Here is a 24135-nt window from a genome sequence, read left to right on the forward strand (position 1 = left end):
GGGCGTCCAGTACGCCGCAGCCTCTCGGTTCAGTCATATCAGTCTCTGGAATACTGGATCGCCCGCCCCAGTGAGCAATTGCGCACAAGGCGGGCGATGTCAGCGAGTATGTGGTGCGCGCTGTGCGCTTCGCTTGTCCGGGACGACGTGCCGAGCGTGTGCTACGCCATTGCTCTAATTCGAGCTGTCGATCAAGCTCTCCAGCAGCCGCTTCAACTCGCTGGTCGATTTGTCGCCGTAGCTTTCCAGGATGTGCTCCTCCTGGTCGACCGCGAGCGAGTTGAGCTTCCTGCTCAGCACCTTGCCGCGATCGGAGATGAACATCAGAACCTTGCGGCGATCGTTCGGGTCCTGCACGCGGTAGACCAGCGTGTCCGAGACCATGCGATCGATCATCTTGGTCAGCGTCGGATGGTTGAGCAGCACGGCATCCGCAAGCTCGCCCATCGAATGGCCGTTGCCATCCGACAGCACTTTCAGGATGCGCCATTGCTCGACGGGCACGCCTTCCTTGCTCAACCGCAGTTCGAGCTGCCGGTTGATCTCCCGGTTAGCTTGCGCCAGCAAATAAGCGAGGTGTTCGGTGATCGGGGAGTTTGGTTTTGCCACGGCTAAGACTTCGTCTTGACCCAAATGAGTGAATGTCTTGCAATCGATGCTGCTTCTATATGCACTTCAATTCTTGAATATTCAATATTTTCAAAATAGGATATTGCCCAACAAAAGGGCGGATGCCGCGGCCGCCTGCTCAATGTGCTTTCAGGTCTGGTGCCAGACAGGAGTTGGCGTGCACGCGACGGTAAACTTCCCGGCTCACGGCGGTCCGGCGTTGCCGCCGTCCATGCTGTTGCGGAATCTGTCGCCCGTCGCGACCGACTTCGACCTGTCTCCGATCGACGCGCATTTCATGAAGCGCCGCGGCGCGCGCAACAAGCTCCGCATCGGCAATTTTCTCACCTTCACCGGCTCGCCCGGAATCTGGGGCCCGACCTCGACCAACAGCGCAATGCTGGCGGTTGCCGAGATCAACAGGCGCGGCGGCATTCTGGGTCGCGAGCTCGAGCTGTCGATCTACGATTCCGGCGGCCCGATTGACGAGGTGGTGCGGCGCGCCGAGCAGGCGATCGCCTTCGACGAGGTCGACCTCATCATGGGTTCGCATATCAGCGCCGTGCGCGTTGCCTTGCGCAAGGTCACCGGCAATCGGATCCCCTATATCTACACGCCGGTCTATGAGGGCGGCGAGCGTACGCCGGGCGTGATGGCGATCGGCGAGACGCCGCGCTGGCAGAGCCGGCCGTCGATCCACTGGCTCGCGGACGTCAAGAAGGCGGCGCGCTGGTATCTGATCGGCAGCGACTATGTCTGGCCCTGGCAGTCGCATCGCGCGGTGAAGCGCTACATCAAGGAAGCCGGCGGCCAGGTCGTCGGCGAGGAGTTCGTCCCCGTCGGCGAAGACCATCACGAGGCGCATCTGGCGCGCATCCGCGCTGCCAAGCCGGACGTGGTGCTGATCTCGCTGATCGGCACCGACAGCATCACCTTCAACCGCGCCTTCGCGGAAGCGGGCCTCGCGACCTCGACGTTGCGGCTCGCGGGCGCGATGGACGAGACCGTACTGCTCGGCATCGGCGCCGACAACACCGAGAACTTGCTCTGCGCCTCCGGCTATTTCAACTGCATGGCCTCGCGCGCCAATGATGAATTCCTCTGCGCTTATCAGGCCATGTTCGGCCCGCACGCGCCGCCGGTCGGCTCGGTCGGCCAGTCGAACTATGAGGGGCTGCGGTTCCTGGAGTCCGTCGCCAACCGTGCCGGCTCATTGGCCTTGCGTCCGCTGCTGAAGGCGGCGCGCAACACCGTCTATTCGGCAGGCCGCGGTCCCGTCACCATCCGCGATGGCCGCGCCGAGATGCCGATGTACCTCGCCGAAGCGGACGGCCTCGACTTCAGGCTCATCAAGACGCTCTGACCTCAGGTCGTCCCTCCGGTCCGGCACATTCGTGAAATAATACTTGAAAAGGAAAATATTTCCGTCTGTAATATCGAAGTGGAGCCGACTGGCTCGCGCCGTGCACGCGCGCCCATGAGGATCCAACGCCAGGGATCAAGAAGCCTTTGAGGAGAGCGCCGTGACAGTTGTCCTTCCCACGCCAGCCCAACTTCGCAGTGTCGCCGACCAGTGCGGCCTTTCGCTGACCGACGACGATGTCGCCTCGTTCCGCGGCCTGATGCAGGGCTCGATCGAAGCCTACAATCTCGTCGGAGCCATGCCGGACGAGGTGCCGGAGGTCAAATATCCGCGCACGCCGGGCTATCGGCCCTCACCGGAAGAGAACCCGCGCAACGCCTGGTATCGCAAGTCGACAGTGAAGGGCGCTGCCAGCGGCAAGCTCAAGGGCAAGACCGTCGCGTTGAAGGACAACATCATGCTCGCCGGCGTTCCCATGATGAACGGCTCGGCGACACTCGAAGGCTACGTTCCCGATTTCGACGCCACCATCGTCACACGTATGCTCGATGCCGGCGCCGAGATCGCCGGAAAAGTGCATTGCGAATCCTTCTGCATGTCCGGCGGCAGCCACACCAACGCGGTCGGCGCGGTGCACAATCCGCACAAGATGGGCTATTCGGCCGGCGGCTCGTCCTCGGGCTCAGGCGTCGTCGTCGCGCTCGGCGAGGTCGACATGGCGATCGGTGGCGACCAGGGCGGCTCGATCCGCATGCCGTCCTCGTTCTGCGGCACCTACGGCATGAAGCCGACCTGGGGCCTCGTGCCCTACACCGGCATCATGCCGATCGAGGTTTTCGTCGATCACACCGGCCCGATGACGGCAACGGTCGCCGACAACGCGCTGCTGCTCGAAGTGCTCGCCGGCGACGACGGCTACGATCCGCGCATCAAGGCGCCCAAGGTCGAGGACTACACCAAGGCGCTCGGCCAGGGCGTGAAAGGCATGAAGATCGGCATCCTCAAGGAAGGCTTTGAGCAGGCGACCGCGGAAGCCGCCGTCAACGAAAGCGTTCGCGAAGCCGCAAAACGCTTTAGGGACCTCGGCGCTACGGTCGAGACCGTCTCGATCCCGATGCATCTCGTCGGCCCCGCGATCTGGACGCCGATCGGGACCGAGGGCATGACCCAGACCATGATGTATGGCGACGGCTACGGCCTGAGCCGGTCCGACCTCTATTCGACCACGCTGATGGATTTCCATCGTGGCTGGCGGCGGCAGGCGGATTCACTGTCCGAGACCACAAAACTGTTCCTGCTGCTCGGCACCTACATCAACAACACTTTTGGTCCCCGCTATTACGGCAAGGCGCTCAACATCTCCCGACGCCTGACCGCGGCCTACGACAAGGCCTTCAAGGACTACGATTTGCTGCTGCTGCCGACCACACCGATGAAGGCGACCAAGCTGCCGGAGCCCACGGCCAGCCGCGAAGACTACGTCGCGCGCGCGCTGGAGATGATCTCCAATACCGCGCCGTTCGACATCACCCACCATCCCGCGATGTCGCTGCCCTGCGGGATGGTCGACGGCCTGCCCGTCGGCCTGATGCTGGTCGGCCGCATGTTCGAGGAAACCACCATCTACCGCGCCGCCCACGCCTTCGAGCAGATCGGCGACTGGAAGAAGATGTGAGCGAGGCATGGATGCAGACGAGCGGGATTGTAGCGCATGGCTAACGCGTTCGTCGCGGCGTTCGAGATTCTGAGCTTTGGTGCGATCATCGTCCTGATCGTGCTGGGGCTCGGGATCATCGCCAGCATGATGGGCATCTTCAACTTCGCACAGGGCGAGTTCGTCCTGCTCGGCGCCTACATCACCTATCTGGCCTACGCCAAGGGCCTGCCGATCTGGGCCGGCATGGTCGCGGCGCCCTTCGTGGTCGGCGCGCTCGGCTTCGTGCTGGAGGCGCTGATCATTCGCCGGTTCTACGCCGCGCCGATCGTGGCCATGCTCGGCACCTATGCGCTCGGCCTGATCATCCGTGAGACCGTGCGCGGACTGATCGGCGGCTTCTATCTCACCGTGCCGGAGCCGATCGGCGGCTCGATCGACATCGGCGCCATGCACATCTCGGCCTGGCGTTTCACCATCATCGTCATCACCCTGCTGGTGATGGCGGGCTGCTATCTCCTGCTGTCGCGCACGAACTTCGGCTTGCGCATGCGCGCCACGCTGGAAAACCCATCGCTGGCGCGCGCCTCGGGCATTTCAACGCCGCTGATGTATGGCGCCACCTTCGCGTTCGGCTCCGCGCTTGCCGGCCTTGCCGGTGCACTGATCGTCCCCGTGTTCAGTCTCTACGCCGATCTCGGCCTGCGCTTCCTGATCCAGGGATTTGTCGCCGTCATGGTCGGCGGCGTCGGCTCCTTCATCGGGCCGGTCGCGGGCGCCGGCGTCATCGGTACGCTCAGCGCCGCGTTGCCCTGGGTGATGGCGCCCGTCGTCGCCGACGTTCTCGTCTTCGTGCTCGCCATTGTTTTCATCAAATTCCGGCCACAGGGCCTCATCGCTGGAAGAGGGGTTTAAATATGTTTGCAGAACGCACCAATCTCACCCGACGTCGTTTCCTCTCCAATTTCGCGTTCGCAACCGGCGCAGTCGCGACCGGTGTCGGCAGCTGGGTGATTCCGGCGCCCTGGGCCAATGCAGCGGGAGGTCCGATCAAGGTCGGCATCGCGACGGACCTCACCGGCCCGATTGCGTACGCCGGCACGGCGGACGCTAACGTCGCCAAGATGCTGGTCAAGCAGATGAACGATGCCGGCGGCCTGCTCGGCCGTCCGCTCGAGCTCTACATCGAGGACACCGCGTCGAACGAATCGGTCGCGGTGGGCAACGTCCGAAAGCTGATCCAGCGCGACAAGGTCGATATGGTGCTCGGCGGCATCACCTCGTCGATGCGCAACGCGATCAAGGATCCGATCGTCGCGCGCGGCAAGACGCTCTACATCTATCCGCAGCTCTATGAAGGCAAGGAGTGCACGCCCTATCTGTTCTGCACCGGGCCGACGCCGGCGCAGCAGTGCGACGAATTCATTCCCTGGCTGATCAAGAACGGCGGCAAGAAATTCGCGCTGCCGAGCGCCAACTATGTCTGGCCGCACACGCTCAACGTCTACGCCCGCAAGGTGATCGAGGCCAACGGCGGCGAGGTCGTGTTCGAGGAATACTACCCGCTTGACCAGGTCGATTTCTCTTCGACCGTCAACCGCATCATCTCCAATAAGGTCGACGTCGTCTTCAACACCGTCATTCCGCCCGGTGTCGGCCCGTTCTTCAAGCAGCTCTATGAAGCGGGCTTCCTCAAGAACGGTGGGCGTCTCGCCTGCGTCTACTATGACGAGAACACGCTCAACATCAACCAGGCCGCCGAGATCGAGGGGCTCGCAAGCTGTCTCGATTATTTCAAGGTGCTGACCAAGGATAACCCGTTCGACGCAAAGATCCAGGCAGCCTATGAGAAGGATTTTCCGGGTAACTTCCTGTTCGCGGCCGGCAGTGCCGCGACCGGCACCTATCGCGGCCTGAAGCTGTGGGAAGCGGCCGTCAAGGAGGCCGGCAAGGTCGACCGCGACTCGGTGGCCGCAGCCCTCGACCACGCCAAGATCGCTGAAGGACCGGGCGGACCGGCCGAGATGGTGCCGGGCAAGCGGCACTGCAAGATGAAGATGTACACCGCGGTCGCCAAGGCTGGAAACTACGAGATCGTCGGACGCAGCGACGGGCTCGTCGATCCCAAGGAATGCTAAGGTCGAATGCCGAAATCGATGGGCGCAGTAAAACAGGCGATCCCCGCTGAGATCGGCGGGGAGGCGGACGTCGCAATGGGTAGCAGCGGGACGGCAGGGCAGGCCGCTTCGGGACGAAAGGTCCTGCCGATCGTGGAGGGCGTCGTGCTCGTCGCGGCGCTGCTCGCACCGCTGGTGCTGCAGGACTATCTCACGGTATTCGCTACGCGCGTGATTATCCTCGCGCTGTTCGCGCTGTCGTTCGATCTGGTGTGGGGCTATGCCGGCATCATGAGTTTCGGCCAGGCGCTGTTCTTCGGCTCAGCCGGGTACGGTGTGGCGCTGCTCGCGCGCGACCTCGACATCACCAACATCTTCCTGGTGCTGCCCGCGGGAACGCTGATCGGCCTGACCTTCGCGCTGCTGCTCGGGGGCTTCCTGCTGCTGGGACGGCATCCCTCCAGCGTGATCTTCGTCTCCCTGGGCACACTCACCGGCTCCTACGCCGCTGATCGGCTCGCGCGCGGCTGGTACTATCTCGGCGGGCAGAACGGCATCCCCTCGATTTCGTCGATGACGCTCGGCAGTTACGAATTCTCGGAAGGGCCGTCCTTCTATTATCTCGTGCTCGGCATCCTCATTGTGGTCTATCTCCTCTGCCGCTTCCTGGTGCGCTCGCAGTTTGGCCTTGCGCTGGCGGGCCTGCGCGAAAACGAGCAGCGGATCGCCTTCTTCGGCTACAAGGCGCAGCATCTGAAGGCGATCATCTTCGCGCTCGGCGGCGCCGTCGCGGGCCTCGCCGGCAGCCTCTATGCCTTCCACGAAGGGTTTGTCTGGCCCAACATGGTCGGCGTCGTGGTCTCGACGCAAGTCGTGCTCTACGTGCTGTTCGGCGGTTCCGGCACGCTGATCGGGGCCGTCATCGGCGCTGTCATCGTCGAGGGTGTCAGCTTCTGGCTGTCGGACAATTACCGCGAGGTCTGGCCGATTATCCTTGGCGTGCTGCTGTTGCTCGTGATTCTGTTCCGGCCGCTCGGCCTGATCAGCTTTGTGCTCGGCGAGCGCGAGCGGGTCGGCAGTTTTGGTGCCAGGCCCAGGGAGACCGAAAAGGAGAAGCGCAATGCCGCTCCTTGAAGCCGCCGGCGTCAAAAAAATCTTTGGCAAGCTCACTGCGCTCGATGGCGCCGCGCTCACCGTCGGCGAGAACGAGTTTCACGGCCTGATCGGCCCGAACGGCTCCGGCAAGAGCACGCTGATGAAGTGCATTGCCGGCGCCGAGGTGCCGACGCAGGGCAAGGTCTCCTTTGTCAATACCGACATCACTGCGTTCACGCCGACCGAGCGTGCCCGCGCCGGCATGAGCCTGAAATTCCAGATCACCAGCGTGCTGCCGTCGTTGACGCTCTACGACAACATCTTGCTCGCGCTCCAGGCGCAGTCCTCGCTGTTCGACCTCGTTTTCTCGCGCACCCGGGGCGCGCTGCACGACCAGGTCATGACCATGCTGACGCAATTTCGCCTTGCCGACCGCGCTTTCGATGCAGCGGCGGCGCTGTCGCACGGCCAGCAGCAATGGTTGGAGATCGCGATGGCGCTTGCCGGCAAGCCGAAACTCCTGCTGCTCGACGAGCCGACCGGCGGCATGAGCCTGGAGGAGCGCCGCGTCACCGGCGAATTGTTGCAGCCGATCAAAAAGCATTGCTCGCTCGTCATCGTCGAGCACGACCTCGATTTCATCCGCGATATCTGCGACCGTCTCACCGTGCTTGATCAGGGCAAGGTGCTGGCGTCAGGCACGGTGTCGGAGATCCAGGCCAACAAATCCGTCCAGGAGATCTATCTGCGCCGTGCCTGAATTTTTGGACATCAAGCATCTCGACGCCGGCTATGGCCGCAGCCAGGTCCTGTTCGACGTCAACCTGGGCATTCCCTGGCGCGGCGGCGTCGCCGTGCTCGGCCGCAACGGCGCTGGCAAGACCACGTTGATGAAGACCATCGTCGGCGAGCTGCCGGCGTGGAAGGGCGACCTCGCCTTCGACGGCCGCGACATCAGCCGCCGCGCCACCCAGGAGCGCGTGCGCGCCGGCATCGGCTACGTGCCGCAGGAGCACTCGGTGTTCGCGCGCCTGTCGGTGCGCGACAATCTCGCGGTCGGCTCGCTTGCGAGCAGGAAGGCCGACGCGGTCGACCACGTGCTGACCATCTTCCCGAAGCTCGGCCAGCGCCTCGACCAGCCCGCCGGCACGCTTTCCGGCGGCGAGCGCAAGATGCTCGCCATCGGCCGCGCCATGCTGGGCGATCCAAAACTGCTGCTGCTGGACGAGCCGACCGAAGGCGTCTGGATCGGCGTGATCGAGGAGATCACCGAACGCCTGATCGAGCTCGCGAAAAACATCGCCGTCATCATCGTCGAGCAGCACCTCGATCTCGCGCTGCGCGTTGCCGATTACGCCTATGTGCTCGACCGCGGCCGCGTCGCGCTGCAGGGCAAGGCGGGCGAGGTGAAGGGCAATCCGGAGCTGCTGCGGTATCTGGCGCCGTAGATAACTTGCGGACTGTCAGATCGCTTGGTGTGGGGCGTTCACGGCGTGCTTCCGAGAAACGGATTGAGGATGGTGAGTCCGCCGATGCTGCGGCCGTGCTGCATGTCCTCGCTGTAGAGCGTGTCGCATCCGGCTTCGATCGCAGCGGCAATGATCAGCGCGTCGTAAAAAGCAAGCGTGTGGTCGCGGGCAAGCGCAAGCGCCGCGGCATGCGTGTCGGCGGCGAGCGGTGCAGTATCCGGAAAGCGAAACCGGATCGATTGCACCGCAGCTTCGATCACAGGCCAATCCTGTTTCTGCTTCTTGCGCAACACGTTGGTGAACTCGTTCAGCACCTGTGTGCTGATGACACCGCCGCCGGCAATCGTGGTCAATGCGCGCTGCCGCCGGACGTCGGTCGAAAAGGCATAGATCAGGACGTTGCTGTCGAAGAAAGCGCTCACCGCTCGTTCGCCTCGTCGCGGTCGAATTCGTAGCCTTCGGGCAGGGGAAATTGGAACTGTTCCGCCTGCTTGAGAAATTCTGCCCGCTTGTCGATCTTCTCCACCGCGATCTCGCCTTTCGAGGCCTTCACGACGTCGAGTTCGTCGCCGGGGGCGAGGTTCAAGGCTTCAACGAGTCTCTTGGGCAAGCGAACCGCAAGGCTGTTGCCCCATTTGGAAACCAACATTGCTTGCTCCACGATATACAATATATTTGTATATCTTAAGCAGGATAGCATCAAGTGCAAGTAGTCCGGACATGAGCCAAAACGCTGGTCGGAAACCCAGCGAACGTCATCCGCCAAGTCGTTGCGCCCAGTGCTCCGTAACCGGTCGCGCTCGAATTCCACGACGAATTTCTCCCCGGCTTTCCCCAATTGACGATTCCTGGCATCGCGCTCGGCTGGGACCAACTTTCCGACCAGCCGGCGGGTGTCATTGTCTTCTCGAAGTCTGCAACAGATGGCGGAGCAACGAAGACGGCATCATCGTTGAGCGTCAGCGGTTGAATGTCGATGCTCGCAGGGCAAAGAAAATCCAGCGCTCGTCCGACGTTACGCTCGACGGCAGCCACCAAAGCATCCTGATCGTGCGTTAACGGCTTGTAGCCGTTGATCCACTGCGTTCCGAGCATATCGAGAACGGCGGAGATGTTTTGAAGCTTGCGTTCGATCAAGCCTTCAGACCGATGCACGGTCGTCATGAGCTGGCGCCAATTCTGCGCCTTGCTGTAGGCAACGCCCGCCCTCTCGGAGGTCAACATCTGAAAATAGCTATCGACCACTGCGGAGATCTCGCTCTCCGTCCAAAGTGTGCCAGCGATCTCCTCGGTTTGCTCCCGGTCCAAGTCTCAGCTTCTTGGACTTGAATAGTATCAGGCACGCTGCTGGCGCAACGGCGGCACCTAAAATGCAGGAAACCGTTGTAAGCGATTAGATTCGTCCTACTTCACCGCCCCAAAGCGGCTGTCGAACGAGTTCGATGACACCACCGGCGCAGCTCCCATGATCTGTGTCGCTTCACCTGCACCATCCGATACCGACGGCTTCAGCGCCGGGCGCGTCGCGGCGAGGCGGGTGTCGGGCTTCGCCGGCTCGGCGGGTTTGGCGGCCACGATCGGCTTCGGCGCCTCCTTGGCCGTATCTTTGGATTTGTCGTGTCCCGGCACGAACCGGGTCACTGCGGCTTTCAGTCTCGACGCTGCGGTGGGCGGCGTTGTCGACGGCGCGGCCGGGGCGACGGACGCGGTGGCCTGCGGCGGTGGCGTGGTCGCCGTGGTATCGGCGGTGCCCATGCCCATCTTGCGGCCGAGGTTGGAGAAGAAGCCGGCTTTCTCAGCCGGCGCGGCGTTGGCGACACGGGCGTTGGCGGGCGCGCTGACGGCGACGACCGGCTCTGCCTGCGGCGAGGGCGCGGCTGCGTCGAGATTCGGCTTCGGCGGATTGACGTGGCCGGGGATCGTGCCCGGCGCCTTCGCCATCGCCAGCATCTGCAAGGTCGTGCCTTCGGCGCCCTCGGACAGACCGGTCGAGCCTTCCGGAATCTTCGCGGCAAAGATCTTGTTCATGCCGCCGTCGATGCCGGTGTTCATGCGCGCCACCGGTGTGCCGCGCGAAACCAGCTTGTTGTACTCGGCCTGGTCGCGCGCATCCTTCTCGCGCACGGCGCGGGCGATGTCCTCGGGGATCACATAGGCCGGACATTTTGCCGAGGCGTCGAACACGGGATCACGCTTGGCGTCGGGCGCCTTGGTTGCGTCGAAGACGTATTTCTTCTCGCAGAAATCGACCTTCGGCTCCTGCCGCGTCACTTCGAAATGATCATAGCCTTCCTTGATCATCTTCCAGAACGGCATGTTCGGATTGTTCCGGTGCTTGGCCATGTTCACCGGCGTCATCTTGAACGGATAGGCCTGGAACTGGAACGCTTTCTGGCCGCCGAAGAAGGACTCGCGCCCGAGCGAATAGATCTCGGCGATCTGCTCGTCGGTCATCGCGTAGCAACCGCGCGAAGAACAATCGCCATGCACCATCAATTGCGAGCCGGTGCGGCCGAGCGCGCGATCAAACGCGTTGGGAAAGCCGGTGTTGAACGAGAGGTAATAGGCCGATTGCGGATTCATCTGGCCGGGATTGATCGAATAGAATCCCTCTGGCGCCTGGCGGTCGCCTTCGCGGACCTTCGGCCCCAAATCGCCCGACCAGCGGCAGATCGGATAGGTCTTGAGCAGGGCGAACTGGCCGTTGCGGGCCTGCTTCCAGATCTCGAGCTCGGCCTCCTGCTTGAACAGGCGCACCAGGATCGGCGATTGCAGGTCCATGTCCTTTTCGACCATCGCGGCGAGAAGTTTTGGCGGGACCGGCTGGTTGGCCTTGGCGTTGGTCGCGAGCGAGACCTGATCGGTATCGCAGCCCGCCAGCACAATGCTGGCGGCAAGCGCAACCGAAGCCAAAACCGCGCGAGCAAGCGAACGAGAAATCAAGACGGACCCCACACCGTGCCGGGCATCGCGCAAACCCCAATCTTGAAGCATGATCCGACCGGCCATCCGGGCCCGTCGCGACGGGCTTTTTCGCAATCACGCTCCAGCGCTTATGCCCTGAAGCCATTGATTAAAATTCTAACCTCTGGGGCATGTGGTCGCAACCCGAGTGGGGATCACGAGCCCGTTGGCCCAAAGGTGTGGTCAACGAAGACTTAAACTGGGCCGTAACTTGGGCCTTGCGGCCAAACCGGTACTGAGATCGCTGATTTGGGCAAAAAAAGGGTTAACGCGGAGTTACCGGGGGCTCGGGACAGGTCTCTCGTGCCCCGGACGCAGCGCAGCGCTCCTTCAGCGGTGCGTTGCAGAGCCGGGGCCCATGCTTGAGGCGATCTCCGGAACTTTCTGGGTCCCGGCTCTGCGGAGCGGCACCGCGTCCGGGACACGAAAAATCGCCCCAATCAGCCCAGTTTCCGGCCGATATCGAGGAATTTCTGCCGTCGGTGCTTGCGGACGGCGTCGCCGTCGAGGCCGCGGAGCTCGTCAAAAGCCTTGGCGATGGCATCGCCCGTGGTGGCGATCATGGCGGCGGGGTCGCGATGGGCGCCGCCGACCGGCTCCTTCAGAATGCTGTCGATCACGCCGAACCGGAGCATGTCCTGGGCGGTGATCTTCATGTTGTTGGCGGCTTCCTGCGCCTTGGAGCCGTCGCGCCAGAGGATCGAGGAGGCTGCCTCGGGCGAGATCACGCTGTAGATCGCGTGCTCCAGCATCAGGACCTTGTTGGCGGTGGTAATGGCGATGGCGCCGCCCGACATGCCCTCGCCGGTGATGATGGCGACGTTCGGCACGGTCAGCGCCAGACAGGCATCGGTCGAGCGCGCGATCGCCTCGGCCTGGCCGCGCTCTTCCGCGCCGATGCCGGGATAGGCACCGGCGGAATCGGCGAGCGACAGCACCGGCAGGCCGAAGCGCTCGGCCGTCTCCATCAGCCGCACGCATTTGCGATAGCCCTCGGGCCGCGCCATGCCGAAATTATGCTTGATGCGGCTCTCGGTGGAATCGCCCTTTTCCTGGCCCATCACGCAGATGGCCTCGCCGCGGAAGCGGCCGAAGCCGGCGACCAGCGCCTCGTCCTCGCCGAACTTGCGGTCGCCGGCGAGCGGCGTGAACTCGGTGATCAGGCCCTTGATGAAGTCGTTGAAATGCGGCCGCTGCGGATGCCGCGCGACCAGCGTCTTCTGCCACGGCGTCAGGTTCAGATAGAGGTCGGCCAGCGCCTGCGCCGCCTTGTCCTCGATTCGCCCGATCTCATCAGTGATGTCGCTGCCGGAGGCCGCAAGCGTCCGCAATTCGTCGAGCTTGGAATCGAACTCGGCGACGGGCTTTTCGAAATCGAGATAGCTGCGCATCTGGTCTGGCATCAACTCAATATAGGGAGGACGGGGCGAGGCGGCGAAGCGGATTCGAGCCCTCGGAAAGAAGTGTAGCTTCTTCAATGAGTTGGCTTGTGCACTCTTAGGCCGCCCGCCAAATCAATCGTGAGGCCCCGGCTCTTTCTGCGGAGATGTGGCCGAAGTCAAGGCGGTTTAGTTCACCTCTCCCGCTTGCGGGAGAGGTCGGCGCGAAGCGCCGGGTGAGGGCTTTCTCCTCTTGGGGAGTGTCCCGTTGCGGAGAAACCCTCTCCCCAACCCTCTCCCGCGAGCGGGAGAGGGAGCGCGCCTCCCGAGACCTTACTTCTCCGCCAGCGGATGCAGGTCGCGAACGAGGCTCTTCAGCCGCTCCTCGACCACGTGGGTGTAGATCTGGGTCGTCGAGATGTCGGTGTGGCCGAGCAGCGTCTGGACGATCCGCAAATCGGCACCGTTGTGAAGCAAGTGGCTGGCAAACGCATGGCGCAGCACGTGTGGGGAGACCAGCCGGGCCTGCAGGCCGGAAGCGACCGCGAGCTCCTTCAGGTCGCGGGCAAAATGCTGCCGCGTCAGATGTCCGCTCTCGCCGAACGAGGGGAACAACCATTTTGAGGCCGCCACGCTGTTCTTCTTGTCCGTCTTGTTGTTTTGCTTGGCGGCTTCCGTCGCGGCGAGATAATCGGCCATCGCCTGCCGCGAGGCCTCGTTGAGCGGCACCAGCCGTTCCTTGTTGCCCTTGCCGCGTACCACGATCATGCGGGCGTCGCGCTTCGCGGCGGTGCGCGGCAGCGCCACCAGCTCGGAGACGCGCAGGCCGGTGGCGTAGAGCACCTCGAGCAGGCAATAGAGCCGCAAAGCGCGCAGCCGTTTCGAGGGCGAGGCATCTTCCGCCGTACTCAATTCCGTGGCGCGGCGGAGCATGCGGTCGACATCCGCGATCGACAGCACCTTTGGCAGCCCGCGGCCGCGCTTGGGGCCGGACAGGATCGCCGCGGGATCCTCTGTCCGGATGCGCTCGTTGAGGAGAAAACGGTAGAGATGCCGCATCGCCGACAGCCGCCGCGCGACGCTGGTGGACTTGAAGCCGCGCGTGTCGAGGTCGCCGAGATAGTCGCGCAGCGTCTGCGTCTCGGCGTCCGCAAATGTATGGCCGACGCGGCCGAGAAATTCCGAGAAATCGGTGAGGTCGCGGCGGTAGGCATCGAGCGTATTGGGGCCGGCGCCCTGTTCCGCGGCGAGCATGTCGAGGAACAGGCCGGTGAGCTTGGCATCTGAGGGCTTGTTAGCGGAAGATCTGGCACGCATGCCCGGCAGCCTAGCTCCTATTTCTTGAGAAATTTGTCCGCCGGGATCGTCACCGTCATTTCCCGCGGCTTGGGATTGACGAAGTTCGCCAGCGCGAAGACCACGCCATAGACAATGCCGGCGATCACGGCGACGACCGTCAGGAAGCGGAACAGGCTGGGCATCGGGCAAGGTCTCGGAGAGGGTCTCGGGCGGCCGAATTAACCAATGAAATCATCCAACATGTTCGCCGTTTCGTGGCAAGAGTCCTCTGGCGAGGCCCCCTTTGGGGTCGTATAGGTGGCCAAAGCATGCCGCCTTTGGCGGCGGTTCGAGCGAGACCCATTCGAGCGAGACAAATGTCCGACGCCGCGTTGCCGATCCAAGCTTCGCCCGAGGCCGACATCCTGTCGGCGCTGGGCGCGCGCTCGATCGTGCTCGTCGGCATGATGGGGGTAGGCAAATCCACCATCGGCCGCCGCATGGCGATCCGGCTCAAGCTGCCCTTCGTCGATGCCGACACCGAGATCGAGGCGGCGGCCGGCATGACCATACCGGAAATCTTCGAGCGCCACGGCGAGCCGCATTTCCGCGATGGCGAGGCCCGCGTGATCGCGCGTCTGCTCGACGGCGGCCCCATCGTGCTGGCAACCGGCGGCGGCGCCTTCATGCGCGAGGAGACGCGGGGCCGCATCGCGGCGAAGGCGATCTCGATCTGGCTCAAGGCCGATGCCGACGTCATCATGCGCCGCGTGCGCCGGCGCGCCGACCGTCCGCTGCTCCAGACCGCCGACCCCGAAGGAACCGTGACGCGCCTGCTCATCGAACGCGAGCCGGTCTACGGCCATGCCGACCTCACCATCGCCTCGCGCGACGTGCCGCACGACAAGATCGTCGAGGAGACCATCGAGACGCTGCGCGCCCATCTCTGCGGCGAACAGGCGTCCCATCCACCAGCCGACGTCGCGAGTGCCGCACGATGACCGCGCCTTTGAAACATTCCGATCCCGTCAACGTCGAGGTCGCGCTCGGCGATCGCGCCTATGACATCGTCATCGGCCGCGGCGTGCTGGCCTCGCTGGGCGAACGGGTCGCGCGTTTACGTCCCGGCGTGCGCACCGCGGTCGTGACCGATCGCACCGTTGCAAAATACTGGCTCGAACCCGCCGAGGCTTCGCTCGCAGCGGCCGGCATTCCGACATCGCGCATCGTCGTCGAGGAAGGCGAGATCTCGAAAACCTATGCTGGCCTGGAAAAGGTCAGCGAGGCCCTGATCGCCGCAAAGATCGAGCGCAACGATCTCGTCATCGCGCTCGGCGGTGGCGTTGTCGGCGATCTCGCCGGCTTTGCGGCAGCGATCCTGCGCCGCGGCGTCGATTTCGTGCAGGTCCCGACTTCGCTTTTGGCACAGGTCGATTCCTCCGTCGGCGGCAAGACCGGCATCAACTCGCCGCAGGGCAAGAATCTGCTCGGCGCCTTTCACCAGCCGGTGCTTGTCGTCGCCGACACCGCCGTGCTCGACACGCTGTCGCCGCGGCAATTCCGCGCCGGCTATGCCGAGGTCGCCAAATACGGCGTGCTCGGTGATGAGGCCTTCTTCACCTGGCTTGAGAACAACCATTCCGACATCTCCAGGGGCGGCGCGGCGCGCGAGCATGCGATCGCGACGTCCTGCCGCGCCAAGGCCGGCGTCGTCTCGCGCGACGAGCGTGAGACCGGCGAGCGCGCGCTGCTCAATCTCGGCCACACGTTTGGTCACGCGCTGGAAGCGGCGACTGGGTTCTCCGATCGTCTGTTCCACGGCGAGGGCGTTGCGATCGGCATGACGCTGGCAACGCAGCTCTCGGCCAGGCTCGGCATGATCGGCGAAGCCGATGCGGCGCGCGTCGAGCGGCATCTGATTGAGGCCGGCCTGCCGACGCGCTTGCAGGACATCGCGGGCTTCGCGCAGGAAGGGCTTGCCGATGCCGATGCGCTGATGGCGCTGATGTCACAGGACAAGAAGGTCGAGCGCGGCAAGCTCACTTTCATCCTGCTGGAGGCCGTGGGGCGCGCCGTCATCGCGAAGGACGTCGAGCCGGCTCCGGTGCGCGATTTCCTCAAGGACAAGCTCGCCCTCAAGGCGTGATACGCGGCTGAACGGCGTGAGAGCGTTTTCGAGCGAAGTGGGTACCGGTTCGCGTCAGGAAAACGCGTCAAAACAAGAAACCAGAGTGGTTCATGGACTGGCTCGGATTCACCATCGTCGTCCTCTGCCTGCTCGTCTCGGGCTTCTTTGCCGCGAGCGAGACCGCGCTGATCGGCGCCTCGCGCGCCAGCATGTTGCGGCTCTCCAAGCAGGGCAACCGCGACGCCGACGTGGTCTCGCGACTGCTCGCCATGCGCGAGCGCCTGATCGGCGCGCTGCTGCTCGGCAACAACATCGCCAATATCAGTGCATCCGCCCTTGCCACCAGCATCTTCACGTCCTGGTTCGGCGATGTCGGCGTGCTCTATGCGACCGGCGTGATGACCGTGCTGGTGGTGATCTTCGCCGAGGTGCTGCCGAAGACCATCGCCATCAACGCGCCCGACCGCATGGCGCTTGCGGTGGCGCGCCCGATGCGGATGACGATGTACGTGCTGGGGCCGCTGCTCAGAATCGTGGAAGTCATCGTGCGCCTGTTGATGCGCATGTTTGGCCTCGCCGGCGAGCACCAGGCGATCCTGTCGCCGACCGAACGCCTGCGCGGCGCGGTCGACCTGTTGCATCACGAGGGCAAGGTCGAGAAGCAGGATCGCGACATGCTCGGCGGCCTGCTCGATCTGCGCGAGCTTCAGGTTTCCGACGTCATGATCCATCGTACCGAGATGACGATGATCAACGCCGACCTGCCGCCGGAAGAGCTGGTGCGCGAGGTGCTGGCGACCGAATACACCCGCATCCCGCTGTGGCGCGAGAAGCCGGAAAACATCATCGGCGTGCTCCACGCCAAGGATCTGTTGCGCGCGATCCGCGCCTCGGACGGCGACACCTCGCGCATCGACGTCTCCACCATCGCGCTGCCGCCCTGGTTCGTGCCGGAGATGCGGCCGGTGTCCGAGCAGCTCAAGGCGTTCCGCCGCCGCAAGACCCATTTCGCGCTGGTCGTTGACGAGTACGGCGAAGTTGAAGGTCTTGTGACGCTGGAAGACATTCTGGAAGAGATCGTCGGCGACATCTCCGACGAGCATGACGTCGTGGTTGCGGGCGTGCGCGCCCAGCCGGACGGCTCGGTCGTCGTCGACGGCTCGGTGCCGATCCGCGACCTCAACCGCGCCCTGGACTGGCATCTGCCCGACGAAGAGGCAACCACGGTTGCCGGCCTCGTCATTCACGAGGCGCGCTCGATCCCCGACCGCGGCCAGAGTTTCACCTTCCACGGCTTCCGCTTCCGCGTCCTCCGCCGCGAACGCAACCGCATCACCGCGCTCCGTATTTCACCGGTGCCGCGCGAGTCGGAGGTGGACGAGGCGAAGCCGAGAAGGGCCGGGACGTCGTTTTAGGATTCGCGTGACCCTGTTGCCCCTCATGGCGAGGAGCGCCGCAAGGCGCGTCTCCAACCATGCAGGCCAGGATGCCGCAGCGGGGGCCTGCATCCTTCGAGACGCGCGCAAATGCGCGCTCCTCAGGATGAGGAGAAATGGCGCCGTCTGCTGCTCGAATTGGCGAGCTAAGTCCCGCCTTCCCCCGGCGCCTGCGCGTGGATGGCCAGCGCGTGCACGCTGCCGGAGAGTTCCGCGGCCAGCGCCGCATTTATCATGCGGTGACGATCGACGCGGCCCTTCCCTTTGAAGGCTTGAGACACGATATAAACGCGGAAGTGCGTCTCGCCGCTCGGCCGATGGCCGGCGTGGCCCTCATGCAAATGTGACTCGTCGACGACCTGCAGGCTTTCCGGCGTGAAAGCTTCCTGCAACTTGTTGCTGATAGTATCTGTCATAGCCATGGATGTGCCATTAAGGTGCGAGATCGCTCTCCGTTATTTGCGCAGGCCGCCTCTGGCGACCGTTCTTGAGAACGCCGAAGCCGAGCTTTGGCTATGTGTTTTCAGCTAATTGCAATGTCAAGACTTGAAGGTTTTTGCATTGCGTAGTCAAAGTCAGTCATGCCGATCGATTCATCAAAGTTCTTCGACTCCATCCGGGTCAAGCCGAAAGGCAAGCAGCCGGAAGTGAAGCCGCGCGACGCCGTGGCCAACTGCGAATGGACCGGGTGTCAGAACAAGGGCGCCCATCGTGCGCCCAAGGGTCGCGACAACCAGCGTGAATACTGGCACTTCTGCCTGAACCACGTGCGCGAGTACAATCAGAACTACAATTTCTTCTCCGGCATGAATGCCGATGCGGTCGCGCGTTATCAGAAAGATGCGCTGACCGGCCACCGTCCGACCTGGAAGATGGGCGCCAATGGCGGCGTCAAGAAAGGCGCGGAGGCCGAGATCGACGGCGCCTTCGATCCGTTCAGCATGTTCCAGGAGCTCAACGGCCGCTCCGGCTGGCGCGCCGGCCCGCAGGCCGCGCCCAAGGCCGAGACGCGCAAGATCATGAACGCCGAGCGCAAGGCGCTCCAGGTGATGGGCCTCGGCCCCGACTCTTCGCTCGCCGACGTCAAGTCCAAGTACAAGTCGCTGGTGAAGCAGCACCACCCCGATGCCAACGGCGGCGACCGCTCCACAGAGGATCGCCTGATCGAGATCATCAAGGCGTATAATTATCTGAAGACCGTGGTGCGCGAGGCGTAGGCCTCGCGCTCGCTTTCTTCCCTTCTCCCCTCGCGGGAGAAGGTGGCGCGAAGCGCCCGATGAGGGGTTTCTCCCGGCGAATTCAACTGCAAGAGATGAGGGTGTCGAGACAACCCCTTACCCGTCTCGCTGCTCCGGGCCACGCATCCCCTACTCGTTCGGCATCGCCCCCACATACGACGAACTCGGCCGGATCAGCCGCCCCGTCCGCTGCTGCTCACGCGCATGGGCGGTCCAGCCGGCTGCGCGGGCCACCGCGAAGATCGGCGTAAAAGCCTGTCTTGGAACCGCCAGCGCATCGAGCAGGATCGCGGTGAAGAACTCGACATTGGTTTCCAGCGGCCGGTCCGGATTCTTCTTGCGCAGCGCGCTGCGGATATAGGCCTCGACCTCGCCGGCAAACGGCAGGCCGGCGCCGTCCGAGGCGAGCGCCTCGATCGCGGTCTTGAGCACGTCGGCGCGGGGATCGCGCACGCGATAGACGCGGTGACCAAAACCCATCATCCGCTCGCCGCGTGCCAGCGCCGCATCGACCCAGGTCTGGATGCGCTCGCGCGAACCGATCGCGTCGAGCATTTCCAGCACCGGCTCCGGCGCGCCGCCATGCAGCGGGCCGGTGAGCGCGCAATAGCCGGCGGTGACGGCGGCGAACAGATCGGCTTGCGTCGAGGCCACCACGCGCGCGGTGAAGGTCGAGGCGTTCATGCCGTGATCGCAGACCGTGACGAGATAGGCGTCTAACGCCGTGACCTCGCGCGTCGCCGGTGCGCACCCGTGCAGCATGCGGAGCGTATCGGCGGCGTGGCTCACGCTCGGATCGGGCGCGACCGGATCGAGACCTTTGGCGCGCCGGACCAGCGCACCTGCGATCACCGGAAATGCGCCGACGATGGTCGCCTCGTGCTCCAGTCCGTGCTCCGCGCGAAGTCCCGCGACCGCCGCGCGAAACCCGTCGAGGATGCCCATGCCGCTTGTCGCCGGCAGCAGGTCGGCCAAACGCGCGAAAGCGCGTTCGCGTGCGGCACCCAGGTTCGCCCGCACATTGGCTTCGCTCAGCGTGGTCTTGCTGGCGCCGTTCCAAAGCCGGGCGGTAACGCCCTCAAAGCTCGACTGGCTCGCCAGTCGGCCGACATGCTCGCCGGCGATGATCAGCTCGCCGCGCTCGCCGTCGACATGGCTCAGCACGGTCTCAGCCGCGGGAACGCCGTCCAGCCCGATCTGACTCTTGGTGAGGTGGATGTTCATGGCCCAATCTCCGTTTTGCTATGCAGCGAAAGGTCGGGCCTCTCGACAGATTGATCAATCTTGATTACATAAATCAATATGAAAAATTCTGAGGAGCTCTATCTCTCGGCCCGGGAGGCCGCCGCCGAACTCGCGATCTCGCCGGCCACGCTCTACGCCTATGTCAGCCGCGGCCTGGTCCGCTCCGAGCCGACGCCGGACTCGCGCAAGAACCGCTATCGCGCCGAGGACGTCCGGGCGCTGAAGGAGCGCCGGGTGCCATCGCCGGAGCCGCGCGGCCTGCGCAGCTTCGACGCCGATTTGCCGGTCATGGATACGGAGATATCCACCATCACCGAGGACGGCGCGATCTATCGCGGCGTCAATTGCGTCGATCTCGCCGAGAACGACACGCTGGAGCACACCGCGACGCTCCTGTGGGACGTCTCCGGCGTCGATCCCTTTGCACCTGACAACTTTCCAGCAGTATCCGATGAGATGCGCCTGATCGCGCAGGCCGCGCGCCGCGCCGCGCCGATTGATCGCGCCATCGCGGTGTTGGCGCTCGCATCGAGCGCCGATCCCCGCGCCTTCACCCGTGCACATGACGGACGTGCGATGGTCGGTGCGCGCATTGTCCGGCTCCTGGTCGCGACCATGCTCAATACGGAGCCGTCGGCCGAGCCGTTGCACCAGCAGATCGCCAGGGCCTGGGCGCCCGACAGCAAGCACGCGGCCGATCTCATCCGCCGCGCGCTGGTTCTGCTCGCCGAGCATGAATTGAACGCGTCCACCTTCACCGCGCGCTGCGCGGCCTCGACCGGCCTCAATCTTTATGACTCCGTCATCGCCGGCCTCGCCGCGCTGAAGGGGCCGAAGCACGGCGGCGCCGGCGTGCTCGCCTCGCAGCTCGTCAAGGCGCTGGTGGATCGTGACGTCGAGCCAATGGTCCGCGAACGCGTCGCGCTCGGCGAACGCTTTGCCGGCTTCGGTCACGGCGTCTACAAGCGGGGCGATCGGCGCGCGCAGTCGCTCCTGAATGCCCTGGCCCGCGCCGGCGCACCGCGCAAATTCACCAAGGAGGTGCCGGAGCGCATCGCGGAGGCGACCGGCGAGCTCGTCAACATCGACTACGCGCTCGCGGTGCTCGTGCACGCACTGCGCCTGCCTGTAGGCAGCGAGCTCGCGCTGTTCGCAATGGCCCGCAGCGTCGGATGGATCGCGCATGCGAGCGAGCAATTGCAGCACGGCAAGCTGATCCGCCCGCGGGCCCGCTATGTGGGCCCGGCACCGGGGCGGAGAGGGACTGCTACCGCGTTCAAGAGCTAAGGAGTGCCGTGCCAGTCATAAGCGATGCGAGGAACGCCATGAAAGATGACGAACGCCGCGCGCGCATGGAGGGCAAAGAGGCCTTGAAGATCAAGCTGGAGGTGCTGGTAAATGCAGTGCCGCCGGGCGTTGAAACGATCGCCGGCGGCGCTGAATCTCTTCCCCGGAAGGAACTAACAAAATCCCGGATGTAAATAGGTCGGGCGAGCAGTGTGAAGGTTCACTCGCTGAGGCAAATCAGGCGGGTTGCCGCTTGTGGATAAAATCGTGGAGAGCCCGGCTCAACTTCTCAAGTCAGCGCCAAGACGCCTGCGCAACCTGGAATGTCCTATCGACGACGCGGATGAGGATGACGAGGGCTCAGGTGAGGGCCCTAAAACCGGCTGCCAACTGCAACGGCCTTGCTCATGTTTAGAGTGGTGCGCGCAGGTTGGGAGATGAAAGCCATTCGTTGGTTTGCGCGGCGATATCAAGCTGACGAAGCTTCTCCAAAAGCTTGTTGCGTTTCAATCCGGGTGCGAGAAGAGACATCGCCGCTTCGATGCGCTTGTGTTCATCAGCAAGACGTTCACGCAGTGTTGGCGATTTGTTGACAAGCCAGGTCATAGCCGCTCCTTTAAGCGTTGGGCGGGAGCATTACCGGACTCTCAGTCGCCGATATGAGCCATAAGGCAGCGCGGCGATGGCGGAACTGGGCGCCTGTTGAGTTCTGAAGTCCATCTAATTCGTTTCGCGGTGACGAAATGGATAGGCCACCGCCTCTTTCAGCGTGGTTCGCGCCACTCGGAAACACGCCAGCACTTGGGGCGCTCAGGATCTCTCTATTTCTGCCAACAACCGGACGCGTTAGGCGCGGTCATAGCCTGAAGACTTACTCGCGTCGGGAGTTGCTAACACGAGGGGCCGGGAGCCGGAACAAATACAAGTTGTTCTCGTGGAACCATCTTCCGTTATGGTTGTTGCCAATGTGTCCCCGAAAGTGGCGGGACCGAAGATCCAAAAAGTCAGCAGCCCAAAATGTTTAGATTACTTTCGGCGACGGCGATGTTCTCGCTCCTCGGAGCTTTGGTTATTGCCCTACCGGGTTTCACCCCCCAGGTGCAATCGAGTGAGGTCATCGCGATGGCCAAGAGTGACCGGCTTGAAGTCCGGGCCGCGGCTTCGAATTGCTCCACACAGATCTGGCCCGATTTCTCCGCCTCTTGTTTGCAAGACAGGGGCGCGGGCGGAAAAATCGTGGAAGCTCGTCTTGTGACCGCCCGCCGATAGGCCGGACTCCGTTCATCCGTTCATCGAAGATGACGCACTGACGGAAGCCGCGAATGCTTGTCGTCTCGTGCGAAAGACCCAGTCATCACGACCGCGTCGAGCCGCCGAGAGGCCGGGCAAGCCCCTTCCGCTATTCGCGAAACATTCTCCGGACCGATCCATCCGCTCCTTCGAAAGTGTGAGGCCATCCATGTCAGCAGATCCAGGTTCGGTGCCGAATGTGCTTGTCGTCGAGGACGAAATGGTCCTGCGCATGCGCGCCGTCGACATCGTGGAGGATGCCGGCTTTCATCCTGTCGAGGCCGTCAACGCCGACGAGGCGATATCGATTCTCGAGTCCCGCTCGGACATCTCGCTGCTATTTACGGACATCCAGATGCCCGGAAGCATCGACGGCTTGAAACTCGCGCATGCGGTGCACGAGCGCTGGCCCTCGATCAAGATCATACTGGTTTCAGGTCAAGTGAAGCCATCTGACGCGGAAAGGCCGGAGAATAGCCGCTTCTTCGGCAAACCGCTTGGCGTTGAGCAGATGATTGTCGAGTTGCAGAAAATGGTGGGTGCGGGGGCGCTCAGGATTGTTCCGGGACCAACCGACTGGCCGGCGGATCAGGCGCTTCGCGCCCCGGCGGCGGCTGATTCCGCGCCCCACCACGCGCAGGATGCCGTCCTTTCCGCGGAGAACGACAGCCTTCGCCTGCTGCTTGAACAGGCCGGGATTGACGCGCAGGCCCTCCTTATCCAGGCCGGGATCGACGCCGAGCAGCGGCAAGCCGCTGACAAATTGCAGAAGCTGATCCTCGGGGAGCTTCATCATCGGGTCAAGAATACGCTGGCGATGGTCAGCGCTATCGCGTCCCAGAGCTTCCGCGCAGCCCCCAGCATAGAGCACGGACAGAAGGCAATGGAGGGAAGGCTGACGGCATTGGGACGAGCGCACGATCTGCTGATGCAGGTCAGTTGGGCGGATGCCAGCCTTACTCACACGCTGAGCAGCGCGACGGAGCCCTATGATGGCCAGGGCGATCGACGCTTTCATTTCAACGGACCGGACATCAGGATTACATCCGCAGCGGTCATCGCGCTCGCGATGACCGTCAACGAGCTGTGCACCAACACCACCAAGTTCGGGGCGTTGTCGGTTCCTGCGGGCCGCGTCGAAATTACGTGGACGATAGACGAGCTGAAGCAGAGACTCCGCCTGGTCTGGATGGAAAGAGGCGGTCCGGCCGTGGAGCCTCCAACCCGGCGAAGCTTCGGCACCCGAATGATGGAGTCTCTCGGCCAACAGCTGACCGGTCGGGTGCAACTTGCCTACGAACCCGGTGGGTTCATCTATTCATTGGATGTGCCGCTTGGCTCGGTCGCGGTGCCGCCCGAAGCAATCCTCTTACGCTAGCGCCGATCTCGAAAGGGTCAGGTCAGCATTTGCGGCAACGCGAGCAGTCGCGGGGTGCTTATGAGATTGATTTTCGGGCTCTATCCAACGGTGATGTTCGTTCGATCTCCGCTCGAGGCCGGGCGATGACGCTGACATAACGGGTCGAGTGATGTTCGGCAAACAGCGACGATGGTCGCCGTTGTAGGCGTTTCCCCAACTGGCA

25 protein-coding genes are annotated in these 24135 nt (G+C 63.6%); 14 read left to right on the forward strand and 11 right to left on the reverse strand.

The window, feature by feature from the left end; translation table 11 throughout:
* Positions 1–174: 174 nt before the first annotated feature.
* Complete coding sequence (locus ABIB00_RS30230) at positions 175–609, reverse strand: MarR family winged helix-turn-helix transcriptional regulator (RefSeq protein ID WP_247340138.1); 435 nt, start codon at positions 607–609, stop codon at positions 175–177.
* Between the two features lie 178 nt (positions 610–787).
* On the opposite strand from ABIB00_RS30230, the gene ABIB00_RS30235 reads away from it, so the two are divergent.
* The 7 genes from ABIB00_RS30235 to ABIB00_RS30265 all read left to right on the forward strand — a co-directional run bounded on the left by ABIB00_RS30235 (position 788) and on the right by ABIB00_RS30265 (position 8286).
* On the forward strand, positions 788–1972 hold the full coding sequence (locus ABIB00_RS30235) for a substrate-binding domain-containing protein (protein ID WP_354106881.1): 1185 nt from the start codon (positions 788–790) through the stop codon (positions 1970–1972).
* Positions 1973–2132: 160 nt separating this feature from the next.
* Complete coding sequence (locus ABIB00_RS30240; RefSeq protein ID WP_247340135.1) at positions 2133–3647, forward strand: amidase; 1515 nt, start codon at positions 2133–2135, stop codon at positions 3645–3647.
* A 36-nt stretch (positions 3648–3683) separates the two neighbouring features.
* On the forward strand, positions 3684–4541 hold the full coding sequence (locus ABIB00_RS30245; protein ID WP_247444663.1) for a branched-chain amino acid ABC transporter permease: 858 nt from the start codon (positions 3684–3686) through the stop codon (positions 4539–4541).
* A gap of 2 nt (positions 4542–4543) precedes the next feature.
* Positions 4544–5764: a substrate-binding protein gene (locus ABIB00_RS30250; RefSeq protein ID WP_247444664.1), complete on the forward strand. Its 1221-nt coding sequence runs from the start codon at positions 4544–4546 to the stop codon at positions 5762–5764.
* 6 nt (positions 5765–5770) lie between these two features.
* Positions 5771–6877 carry a branched-chain amino acid ABC transporter permease gene (locus tag ABIB00_RS30255; RefSeq protein WP_354106882.1) on the forward strand — a complete coding sequence of 369 codons (1107 nt, stop codon included), beginning with the start codon at positions 5771–5773 and terminating at the stop codon, positions 6875–6877.
* Positions 6864–7598 carry an ABC transporter ATP-binding protein gene (locus ABIB00_RS30260; protein ID WP_247444666.1) on the forward strand — a complete coding sequence of 245 codons (735 nt, stop codon included), beginning with the start codon at positions 6864–6866 and terminating at the stop codon, positions 7596–7598. The genes ABIB00_RS30255 and ABIB00_RS30260 overlap by 14 nt, the downstream gene beginning before the upstream one ends.
* On the forward strand, positions 7591–8286 hold the full coding sequence (locus tag ABIB00_RS30265; RefSeq protein WP_354106883.1) for a branched-chain amino acid ABC transporter ATP-binding protein: 696 nt from the start codon (positions 7591–7593) through the stop codon (positions 8284–8286). Before ABIB00_RS30260 ends, ABIB00_RS30265 begins: the two co-directional genes overlap by 8 nt.
* A gap of 38 nt (positions 8287–8324) precedes the next feature.
* On the opposite strand, the gene ABIB00_RS30270 is transcribed toward ABIB00_RS30265, so the two are convergent.
* From ABIB00_RS30270 to ABIB00_RS30300, 7 genes are all read right to left on the reverse strand, one after another.
* Positions 8325–8729: a PIN domain-containing protein gene (locus ABIB00_RS30270; protein ID WP_354106884.1), complete on the reverse strand. Its 405-nt coding sequence runs from the start codon at positions 8727–8729 to the stop codon at positions 8325–8327.
* Positions 8726–8956, reverse strand: coding sequence for an AbrB/MazE/SpoVT family DNA-binding domain-containing protein (locus ABIB00_RS30275; RefSeq protein ID WP_354106885.1), 231 nt, complete (start codon positions 8954–8956; stop codon positions 8726–8728). The genes ABIB00_RS30270 and ABIB00_RS30275 overlap by 4 nt, the downstream gene beginning before the upstream one ends.
* 50 nt (positions 8957–9006) lie before the next feature.
* A complete protein-coding gene (locus tag ABIB00_RS30280; RefSeq protein ID WP_354106886.1) occupies positions 9007–9615 on the reverse strand; it encodes a hypothetical protein in 609 nt (202 codons plus the stop codon).
* 96 nt (positions 9616–9711) lie between these two features.
* Positions 9712–11250, reverse strand: coding sequence for a L,D-transpeptidase family protein (locus ABIB00_RS30285; protein ID WP_354050193.1), 1539 nt, complete (start codon positions 11248–11250; stop codon positions 9712–9714).
* Positions 11251–11711: 461 nt separating this feature from the next.
* Entirely contained in the window at positions 11712–12674 is a 963-nt protein-coding gene (locus ABIB00_RS30290; protein WP_354106887.1) for an acetyl-CoA carboxylase carboxyltransferase subunit alpha, read from the reverse strand.
* A gap of 309 nt (positions 12675–12983) precedes the next feature.
* The gene (xerD, locus tag ABIB00_RS30295) at positions 12984–13967 is read right to left on the reverse strand and encodes a site-specific tyrosine recombinase XerD (protein WP_354106888.1); all 984 of its coding nucleotides are present in this window, start codon (positions 13965–13967) and stop codon (positions 12984–12986) included.
* Positions 13968–13984: 17 nt separating this feature from the next.
* Entirely contained in the window at positions 13985–14131 is a 147-nt protein-coding gene (locus ABIB00_RS30300) for a histidine kinase (protein WP_247340106.1), read from the reverse strand.
* A 174-nt stretch (positions 14132–14305) separates the two neighbouring features.
* Between ABIB00_RS30300 and ABIB00_RS30305 the strand changes: the two genes are divergently transcribed.
* From ABIB00_RS30305 to ABIB00_RS30315, 3 genes are all read left to right on the forward strand, one after another.
* On the forward strand, positions 14306–14929 hold the full coding sequence (locus ABIB00_RS30305) for a shikimate kinase (RefSeq protein ID WP_354106889.1): 624 nt from the start codon (positions 14306–14308) through the stop codon (positions 14927–14929).
* On the forward strand, positions 14926–16074 hold the full coding sequence (gene aroB, locus ABIB00_RS30310; RefSeq protein ID WP_354106890.1) for a 3-dehydroquinate synthase: 1149 nt from the start codon (positions 14926–14928) through the stop codon (positions 16072–16074). The genes ABIB00_RS30305 and aroB overlap by 4 nt, the downstream gene beginning before the upstream one ends.
* Positions 16075–16166: 92 nt before the next feature.
* On the forward strand, positions 16167–17471 hold the full coding sequence (locus ABIB00_RS30315; protein WP_354050198.1) for an HlyC/CorC family transporter: 1305 nt from the start codon (positions 16167–16169) through the stop codon (positions 17469–17471).
* Positions 17472–17638: 167 nt separating this feature from the next.
* Here the strand turns inward: ABIB00_RS30315 and ABIB00_RS30320 are convergent, their stop codons facing one another.
* Positions 17639–17914, reverse strand: a complete 276-nt coding sequence (locus ABIB00_RS30320; RefSeq protein WP_247340101.1) for a BolA family protein — start codon at positions 17912–17914, stop codon at positions 17639–17641.
* 159 nt (positions 17915–18073) lie between these two features.
* On the opposite strand from ABIB00_RS30320, the gene ABIB00_RS30325 reads away from it, so the two are divergent.
* Positions 18074–18709: a J domain-containing protein gene (locus ABIB00_RS30325; protein ID WP_247340098.1), complete on the forward strand. Its 636-nt coding sequence runs from the start codon at positions 18074–18076 to the stop codon at positions 18707–18709.
* 150 nt (positions 18710–18859) lie between these two features.
* Here the strand turns inward: ABIB00_RS30325 and ABIB00_RS30330 are convergent, their stop codons facing one another.
* Positions 18860–19954 carry a citrate synthase/methylcitrate synthase gene (locus tag ABIB00_RS30330; protein WP_354050201.1) on the reverse strand — a complete coding sequence of 365 codons (1095 nt, stop codon included), beginning with the start codon at positions 19952–19954 and terminating at the stop codon, positions 18860–18862.
* Positions 19955–20032: 78 nt separating this feature from the next.
* On the opposite strand from ABIB00_RS30330, the gene ABIB00_RS30335 reads away from it, so the two are divergent.
* Together ABIB00_RS30335 and ABIB00_RS30340 are read left to right on the forward strand one after the other, a co-directional pair.
* Positions 20033–21262 (forward strand): citrate/2-methylcitrate synthase, encoded by a 1230-nt coding sequence (locus ABIB00_RS30335; protein WP_354106891.1) that lies wholly within the window; start codon positions 20033–20035, stop codon positions 21260–21262.
* A gap of 38 nt (positions 21263–21300) precedes the next feature.
* Positions 21301–21456, forward strand: coding sequence for a hypothetical protein (locus ABIB00_RS30340; protein WP_354106892.1), 156 nt, complete (start codon positions 21301–21303; stop codon positions 21454–21456).
* Positions 21457–21673: 217 nt separating this feature from the next.
* Here ABIB00_RS30340 and ABIB00_RS30345 read toward each other — a convergent pair whose 3' ends face one another.
* Positions 21674–21868, reverse strand: a complete 195-nt coding sequence (locus ABIB00_RS30345; RefSeq protein WP_354050205.1) for a hypothetical protein — start codon at positions 21866–21868, stop codon at positions 21674–21676.
* Positions 21869–22721: 853 nt separating this feature from the next.
* Between ABIB00_RS30345 and ABIB00_RS30350 the strand changes: the two genes are divergently transcribed.
* Positions 22722–23930 (forward strand): sensor histidine kinase, encoded by a 1209-nt coding sequence (locus ABIB00_RS30350; protein WP_354106893.1) that lies wholly within the window; start codon positions 22722–22724, stop codon positions 23928–23930.
* The last annotated feature ends 205 nt before the right edge of the window (positions 23931–24135 follow it).

It is taken from the genome of Bradyrhizobium sp. LB14.3, assembly GCF_040547985.1.
Classification (GTDB): Bacteria; Pseudomonadota; Alphaproteobacteria; order Rhizobiales; family Xanthobacteraceae; genus Bradyrhizobium.